This window comes from Apilactobacillus sp. EABW-1NA, assembly GCF_030398685.1.
Lineage (GTDB): Bacteria > Bacillota > Bacilli > Lactobacillales > Lactobacillaceae > Apilactobacillus > Apilactobacillus waqarii.
Map to the genome: position 1 here is coordinate 1 of NZ_JAPDKO010000035.1, position 8,497 is coordinate 8,497.

Below are 8,497 nucleotides of genomic sequence, written 5' to 3' on the forward strand. Positions count from 1 at the left end.
TTATTAATAATTTTTGTAAATCCTAAACCATTATAATAATCTTTAATGGCAGCTAATTTTAATTCTTTAGAAAACATAAAAGAACCCCTTAGGTTAGATTTCTCCAACTCAAGGGGTTCAGTTCATGGACAAAATGTCCATCCTTTTTATTAAACGCTAAAGTATTAGCTGTTGTGACGCTTGCGCTTAGCTTGCTTTTCACGTTCGTTAGTGTTTAGAATTTCTTTTCTTAGACGAACGTTTTCTGGAGTTACTTCACAAAGTTCATCTTCGTTCAAGAATTCTAGTGATTCTTCTAGAGTTAAGTGTTGTGGTTCCTTAATCTTAGCAGTTTCATCCTTAGCAGAAGCACGAACGTTAGTCATTTGCTTACCCTTAGTGATGTTAACTGAGATATCGTTGTCACGACTGTTCTTACCAACGATCATACCTTCGTATACTTCAGTACCTGGATCTACGAAGATAGTACCACGGTCTTCGATACCCATAGTAGCGTAAGTAGTAGTCTTACCTTCGTTAATTGAAACTAAGGCACCGTTTCTTCTACCTGGGTTCCAGTTCTTGATAACTGGTTGGTAACTATCGAATGTGTGGTTCATGATACCGTAACCACGAGTGATTGATAGGAATTCAGTTGAGTAACCAATCAAACCACGAGAAGGTGCAAGGAATGTCAAACGAGTTTGGCCGTTTCCAACACTTTCCATGTTTTGCATGTTACCTTTTCTTTCAGATAATGTTTGGATGATAGTACCTGAGTATTCGTCAGGAGTATCGATTTGAACTGATTCGAATGGTTCACATTGTTGACCATCTACTTCTCTAATAATAACTTGTGGACGAGAAACTTGTAGTTCGTAACCTTCACGTCTTAAGTTTTCAATTAAGATTGATAAGTGAAGTTCACCACGACCAGATACAGTCCATGAACCTGGTTGGTCAGTTTCTTCAACACGTAGAGAAACATCAGTGTGTAATTCTCTTTCTAGACGATCTTGTAGTTGACGAGCAGTAACAAACTTACCTTCTTTACCAGCAAATGGTGAAGTGTTTGTACCGAAAGTCATTTGTAGAGTTGGTTCATCAATTCTTAGGATTGGTAGAGCTTCTTGGTTTGATGGATCTACAACAGATTCACCAACGTTGATTTCATCCATACCTGAAACAGCGATTAAGTCACCAGCTTTAGCTTCATTAATATCTAATTTCTTTAGACCAAAGAATCCCATAAGCTTTGTAACACGGAAGTTTTGAGTTGAACCATCAAGTTTCATAACAGTAACGTTATCCCCAACCTTGATAGTACCTCTAAATACACGACCAATACCGATACGACCAACGAAATCATCATAATCAAGCATAGCAACTTGGAATTGTAATGGTTCGTCTGAGTTGTCGATAGGAGCAGGAATAGCCTTGATGATAGTATCAAATACAGGCTTCATAGTGTGTTCTTGAGTTGATAGGTCTTCATCATAACTTGAAGTACCGTTCATAGCTGAAGTGTAGATAACAGGGAAGTCTAGTTGTTCATCATCAGCACCTAATTCAATGAATAGGTCTAATACTTCATCAACTACTTCACTAGGACGTGCACCTGGACGGTCAACCTTGTTAATAACAACAACTGGAGTTAGGTGTTGATCTAAAGCTTTCTTTAAAACGAAACGAGTTTGTGGCATAGTTCCTTCAAAAGCATCAACAACTAGTAGAACACCATCAACCATTCGCATGATACGTTCAACTTCTCCACCGAAGTCAGCATGTCCTGGTGTATCCAAGATGTTAATTTGTTTGTCTTGGTATCTAACGGCAGTATTCTTTGAAAGGATTGTGATACCACGTTCCTTTTCAATATCGTTAGTATCCATGGCACGATCATCAATTTGAACGTGTTCGTCTAAAGTATCTGATTGCTTTAGTAATTCGTTAACCAAAGTTGTCTTACCGTGGTCAACGTGGGCAATAATAGCAATATTTCTAATATCGTCTCTTGTCTTCATTATTAGTTTCCTTCCCTTCGAAGCATAAATATTTGTTTCTTTAATACTTAGCAACTCGGACCAAGTTTATTACATTAAATAATTAAATTTGCATAAAAAAACTGTGACATCAGTCACAGTCAGAACCATACTTAACAATATTAAGTATGTCCTTTTGTGCAATCTTCGTCGCTACCAATACAATGTCTGATGATACCACATCAATTATATTTCCGTCAATATCAGACACCTTAATACCAAGCGTATCACAAAGCACTTTTCCAGCTGCAATGTCCCATGGCTTTAAAGTGGAAATATATCCTACTAGTTCGCCCTTCAAAACAGCAATAATCTGGATACCTGCACTACCATATATTCTGGCACCTTCACTTGCTTTAGAGATTGCCTGCATGTTTTTCTCATTATTTATTAATAATGGTCCACTTAATCCCATTAATCCTTCTGATAATGAAATATCTTCTGGTGGATTAATTTCTGTATCATTTTCATAAACTTTACCATCCCAATTGTGATAAAGTTTGTCATTCATTACATCTAAAATATAGCCGAGCTCTTCTTTGCCATCAATGTATAAAGATAACATTATCGCAAAATGATTGTGTTGCTTTACAAAATTCATTGTTCCATCGATTGGATCGACTATCCATACGTGGCCGTCTAGATTAGTCACATCATCCCCAAAGCCCTCTTCACCTAGGATGTGAGCTTCGGGATCAAAATTCCTAATCTTTTGGATAAAGAACTGTTCGTTTGATTTATCAACTTCGGTAACCAAATCAGTTCGACTAGACTTAGTGGAAACATCATGAATCTGATTAAGTGAACTAACGGTGAATTCACGAATTTCTTTAAACCAAGACTGAATTGCCTCGTCTGCGTTTTTTAACCATAAATAATTCATACATATCTTCCTTAAAACAAATTACATTCTTATGTTTTTGGTCTTAGCTTTTGTGGCTGCTTGAAAAGTTTTATAAATGCTGTAATCCGAAATGTTTTGAAAATCACGGTCAATTTGTTTTTGTTCCATCTTAGCAGGGTTAATCTCTCTAAAACGGTTGTATAGTTTGACCACCTTTTCAGCATTAACGCCATTGGCGTCTTCGTACGCACTTTCCACAGCATTATATAAGGCCATCATGTCCATTAATTCTTCTTTGGACCAATCAGGAAAAATTGGATAAGAATAGTTATTCATAATCATTCCTACTTACTTTCTAAAATTTCATCAATTATTTCATTAGTATATTGTTTGGCATCATCAAAAGATTGTTTTTCTTTGTCAGATAATACTAATTCAACAGTTGGGACCAGTCCTGTTTGGTTCAACATGATTGGTTCACTTGTCACTGCTATTTTACCATCTATTTGGCTAACATGTCCTACACTTGCTAAACACGAATTACCCATGTAAAAGGCATCCAGAATTACTCCAATTGCCTTTGCTTGTATTACTTCGTCACAAGGTGTGTCGGATTTGTTGATGATTTCTTCTGCTTTAGCAAATATTTCAGTACTAAACATATTGTTAGGATTGGCTAGGTAGGCCAGGATTGGTGATTGACCAATGTATGCCCTACTCCATGAGATTAAGTTCTTGGATTCACTACCTAATACACTGACGTTAATATCGGATAAACTAATATCAAAGTAACGACGTAGTGCGTGTTTTAACAGTAATGTCTTTGCTAGCATCCCAGTTGATACAACCTTGTTATTTTCTTTACCGGAAAACTTGGTTGCAAAGTATGCGAAGACTTCATCATGAAAACCATTAACGATAATCTTGCCGCTAAACCCTTCCTTAATAACTTGATTTAGTGACTTTCTAAAGTGATCTAAGTAAGGTGATAAGAATGAAGTAACTTCGCTTTTTTCTTCTACCGTTTCCTTTGGAAAATCATATAGGTACATGTACCCGTCAAAATCATGATAATCCATTTTGTCATCCGCTAATTTGACTTCAAAATGTTCACATAGCAAATTGGATTGAAGTTGATTGATAAAATCATTCATCTTTAAATTTGCGATAGTTAGGTTAACTGGATAATCCACTAAAATCATGAATTCAATTAGTGATTCAATTCGTTGCTGCTCTCCATCAACTACCAAATTAGTTTTCATAATGAGCCTCCGTTTAATTTAGTATCTGTAATTATACCATTTTCTAAAAATAAGCAACTCTCATGTATCATATTAGTATCATATAATTTCCGTTATTATGTTATAATACAATAATAAACTTTTTGGGAGGTCATTTAAGTGATACTAATGAAAGACATCGTTCGCGATGGAAATAAAGTATTAAGACAACAAGCTAAACAAGTTAAATTCCCACTTAGCGCGGAAGATAAAAAATTAGCTGAAGACATGATGGAATATCTTGAAGTAAGTCAAGATCCTGAACTTTGTGCCAAATATAAACTAAGAGCTGGAGTTGGTCTAGCTGCACCTCAAGTTGGTGTATCAGAAATGATGGCTGCTGTACTAGTGCCAAACGACTTTGAAGGTGAAGGCGAACCAATCTTTAAGGATGTCATTATCAACCCTGTCATCCTATCAAGCTCAGTTCAAAGATGTGCTATCACTGAAGGTGAAGGCTGTCTATCAGTTGATGAAGACGTTCCTGGTTTCATTCACCGTGCTGCTAGAATTACCCTTAAGTATCAAGACGTTGAAGGTAATGAACACACAGTTAGACTTAAAAACTATCCTGCGATTGTTTGCCAACACGAAATTGATCACTTACACGGAACCCTATTCTACGATCACGTTGATAAAGAAAATCCATTCTCAAAAGTGGACAATGACTTGTTCATCGAATAGTCAAAAAAAGGCCTAACATTTTGTTAGGTCTTTTAATTTACCTTATTTAATTGGCGCATATCTAATACATACTCGTATGTCGCTGCATTTAATAGGTATGCTAAGTCAACATGGACCTGATTGTCCCTTACAAACGAATCGGTTAACACCACATCATGGTTAAATCTTTTCGACTCATTTGCTTCGTTAATCGCTTCTTTAATTTGATTGATTAGTTCATCGTTTGATTCATCAGTTTGGCACTTTGAAATCACATATTCAAACGCATATATGTTTCTCCCCCAAATATTGGATAAATCATGAACTTCTATAATTTCATTTTTTTCCTTTTCTAAGAGGTTATTAACTAATCCATTTAATATTTTTAATGTTTGATTGTGACCTTTATCAATTGGTCGAGTAATGAAGAAATAATGGATTAAATTGTACGCTATAACTGCGACAATAAAGCCAATTACAATTTCTACAAAAAGTGGCAAAATCATCGCCTCCTTGCAAATATTATCTGGTTTTATTCTATCATTTTATCAAATTATTGGTTACTATACTTATCATTATTAATATGATAAAATTAAAAACAATTAGATGTGTATTACACAATCGATCGGTAAAAAAAACATAGAAGGAGATTTTAATTTTTATGATATTTAAAGTTTTATACCAAGAAGATACTAAGGCTAATCCTAAGAGAGAATTCACAAAATCACTTTATGTAGACTGTGATACAGAAGTTGAAGCAAGAGAACTTGTTGACAAGAACACTGATCACAACATTGAATTTATTGAACCTCTTGAAGGTAACCATTTGGCTTACGAACAAAAGAGCCCAGATTTTAAAATTACGGAGTTTAAATAATTATGAACAAACTAAACGTCAAAAATAACGAAACAGCTATTTATGGCGTTGGTGGACTTGGTGAAATTGGAAAAAACACTTACGGTGTTCAATTTCAAGATGAAATCATCTTAATCGATGCAGGGATTAAATTCCCAGAGGATGATTTATTAGGGGTCGACTACGTTATCCCTGATTATCAATACCTAGTAAAAAACAAGGACAAAATCAAAGCATTAGTTATCACCCACGGACATGAAGATCATATCGGTGGTGTTCCATACCTAATCCGCGATTTAAATGTTCCCATTTACGCTGGTCCATTGGCGTCAGCATTAATCAAGAACAAGTTAGAAGAACATGGATTATTGAGAAGTACTGAAATTCATGAAATTAATCCACAAACCGTCTTAAAGTTTAACAAGACAAAAGTTTCATTCTTCCGTACCACCCACTCAATTCCTGATACTTTGGGAATCGCGGTTCACACCCCTTCTGGAGTGATTGTCGAAACCGGGGATTACAAGTTTGATTTGACCCCTGTTACGAGACAGCCGCCTGATTTACAAGAAATGGCAAGATTGGGACGCGAAGGTGTCCTATGTCTAATGTCGGATAGCACAAACGCTGAACGACCTGTTTGGACTAAGTCAGAAAGTTGGATTGGTTCTGCAGTTGAACACATCTTTGATGAAGAAACTGGAAGAATCATCTTTGCGACTTTCGCATCAAATATTTCAAGAATTAAGACAGCTTGTGACGCTGCCATAAGACATGGTAGAAAGATTGCTGTTTTCGGAAGAAGTATGGAAGCTGCAATTGTTAATGGACAAGAATTAGGATACTTAAACGTTCCTGATGGTACATTCGTTGACGCTTCTGAATTACAATCTCTTCCAGCCGAAAAGACCCTTATCTTATGTACAGGTTCTCAAGGTGAAACTATGGCTGCCCTTTCCAGAATTGCTAATGGTACTCATAGACAAATTGCAATCCAACCAAATGATACTGTAGTATTCTCAAGTAACCCAATTCCTGGTAACAAGGTTAGTGTTAACCGTGTTATCAACGAATTGGAAGAAGCTGGTGCTAAAGTTATTCATGGTAAGATTAACAAGATCCATACTTCTGGTCACGGTGGACAAGAAGAACAAAAGCTTATGCTTAGTTTAATGAAGCCAAAATACTTCATGCCTATTCACGGTGAATTCAGAATGCTAAAAATTCATACTAAACTAGCGGAACAATGTGGTGTTCCAATGGAAAACAGTTTCATTATGAAGAATGGTGATGTCTTAGCACTAACCAAGGATTCAGCTAGAATTGCTGGTCACTTCGCTGCCGGAGATGTTTACATTGATGGTAACGGAATTGGTGACATTGGAAACGTTGTTTTACGTGACCGTCAACTATTATCTGAAGAAGGACTAGTTGTAGTTGTTGCTACAATTAACCTAAAAGATCAAGAAATTCAATCTGGTCCTGACTTACTATCCAGAGGTTTCGTATATATGAGAGAGTCTGGTCAATTACTAGACGAAGGAAGACGATTAGTATTTAGAACTATTCGTCGTGCTATGCGTAACAAGAATGCCAACGAATCAAGCATCAGAAACGCTATCATCGATGATTTACAAGAATTCTTATATAATAAGACCGAAAGACATCCTTTGATTTTACCAATGTTAATTATGAATAAAAAATAATTTCAAATTGATGCTTATTAAAAACGAATTCTTAATTGAATTCGTTTTTATTTTTACATAGAAAGGAGTATTTAAGTTGAACACTGATTATTTAGTCATCTTCAATCCAGTGGCTAATAAAAGAAGAGCTAAACATCAATGGCCCGAAATTAAAAAGCAATTGGACGCAAACGATATTAAGTACCGTCTAAAGATTACTAGACGCCCTCTTCACTGCGTATCCATTATTTCGCATTATTTAGTTACATCATTTAGAAATGACTCACTACCTAAGGCCATTATTGTGATTGGTGGAGATGGAACAGTTCATGAAACCATCGAAGGTATTCATGCTGCTCAATCAAAGAATGAATCAATTCCAAACGTACCGGTATTGATTATTCCAACCGGAGCTAACAATAACTTCTACACCCACATGAAGCAACAACATAACATGAATAATAACTTCATTGAACAAATCAAGAATCATCATGTTGAAAATCATGAAATTGGCTTATTCGATGAACACATTAAAAAACAACGTGGTATTTTCTTAAACAATTTAGGAATTGGTTTAGATGCCAACGTCTTTAACCTAAAAAACAATTTCATTTCACATAAGATCAACTTAAAGACCAGAATCGAATACTACCTTTCAATCTTCCCTACTATCTACAACCTAAGCACATTCCCTGTAGATATTAAGGCTAACGGTGAAAAACATAAGATTAAAAAGGCATTCATGGTGACTGCTTTAAATCATGACAATGATAATGACATTGAATTACTAGTCTTAACTAGAAAAAATATTTTCCAACTATGCTACGTAATCATGCGTGTGTTATTCAAACGTGAGTTAAAAGTGAAGTCTGCTTTTAGAATCACAAGCGATAACATTCATGTTGAAATTCCATCATTGGAATACGCTCATGCCGATGGTGAAACATTGGGAAGCCGCTTTTACGATATAGAATACCGTAAAACAAAATATCCATTTATATACTAAAAAAAGAGTGATATTAGGAACTGCAACTATTATTTTGAACAAATAAATAAAAGCAGCTTTCTAACTATTTAATTGGGCAACTGATTTTCTGTATTCTACAGGTGATTGGTTGCCTAATTTTGTTAGTATTCGTTTATTATTC

General features: G+C 35.5%; 9 protein-coding genes. 4 read left to right on the top strand and 5 right to left on the bottom strand.

Annotated elements, in window-relative coordinates; genetic code table 11:
• Positions 1–164: 164 nt before the first annotated feature.
• The 4 genes from typA to OEZ61_RS07500 all read right to left on the bottom strand — a co-directional run bounded on the left by typA (position 165) and on the right by OEZ61_RS07500 (position 4,127).
• Entirely contained in the window at positions 165–2,003 is a 1,839-nt protein-coding gene (gene typA / locus OEZ61_RS07485; RefSeq protein WP_034534662.1) for a translational GTPase TypA, read from the bottom strand.
• Between the two features lie 109 nt (positions 2,004–2,112).
• Positions 2,113–2,904 carry an inositol monophosphatase family protein gene (locus OEZ61_RS07490; protein ID WP_290047282.1) on the bottom strand — a complete coding sequence of 264 codons (792 nt, stop codon included), beginning with the start codon at positions 2,902–2,904 and terminating at the stop codon, positions 2,113–2,115.
• A 21-nt stretch (positions 2,905–2,925) separates the two neighbouring features.
• Positions 2,926–3,201 (bottom strand): UPF0223 family protein, encoded by a 276-nt coding sequence (locus tag OEZ61_RS07495; RefSeq protein ID WP_034534683.1) that lies wholly within the window; start codon positions 3,199–3,201, stop codon positions 2,926–2,928.
• An 8-nt stretch (positions 3,202–3,209) separates the two neighbouring features.
• Complete coding sequence (locus OEZ61_RS07500; RefSeq protein ID WP_034534658.1) at positions 3,210–4,127, bottom strand: hypothetical protein; 918 nt, start codon at positions 4,125–4,127, stop codon at positions 3,210–3,212.
• 138 nt (positions 4,128–4,265) lie between these two features.
• On the opposite strand from OEZ61_RS07500, the gene def reads away from it, so the two are divergent.
• Positions 4,266–4,829, top strand: a complete 564-nt coding sequence (gene def, locus OEZ61_RS07505; protein ID WP_034534657.1) for a peptide deformylase — start codon at positions 4,266–4,268, stop codon at positions 4,827–4,829.
• A gap of 32 nt (positions 4,830–4,861) precedes the next feature.
• On the opposite strand, the gene OEZ61_RS07510 is transcribed toward def, so the two are convergent.
• Entirely contained in the window at positions 4,862–5,308 is a 447-nt protein-coding gene (locus tag OEZ61_RS07510; protein ID WP_034534655.1) for a hypothetical protein, read from the bottom strand.
• A 161-nt stretch (positions 5,309–5,469) separates the two neighbouring features.
• Between OEZ61_RS07510 and OEZ61_RS07515 the strand changes: the two genes are divergently transcribed.
• From OEZ61_RS07515 to OEZ61_RS07525, 3 genes are all read left to right on the top strand, one after another.
• Positions 5,470–5,685 carry a DNA-directed RNA polymerase subunit epsilon gene (locus OEZ61_RS07515; protein WP_034534654.1) on the top strand — a complete coding sequence of 72 codons (216 nt, stop codon included), beginning with the start codon at positions 5,470–5,472 and terminating at the stop codon, positions 5,683–5,685.
• 2 nt (positions 5,686–5,687) lie between these two features.
• Positions 5,688–7,370, top strand: coding sequence for a ribonuclease J (locus OEZ61_RS07520; protein ID WP_140999879.1), 1,683 nt, complete (start codon positions 5,688–5,690; stop codon positions 7,368–7,370).
• A gap of 76 nt (positions 7,371–7,446) precedes the next feature.
• A complete protein-coding gene (locus tag OEZ61_RS07525; protein WP_057198105.1) occupies positions 7,447–8,355 on the top strand; it encodes a diacylglycerol kinase family protein in 909 nt (302 codons plus the stop codon).
• Positions 8,356–8,497 lie beyond the last annotated feature (142 nt).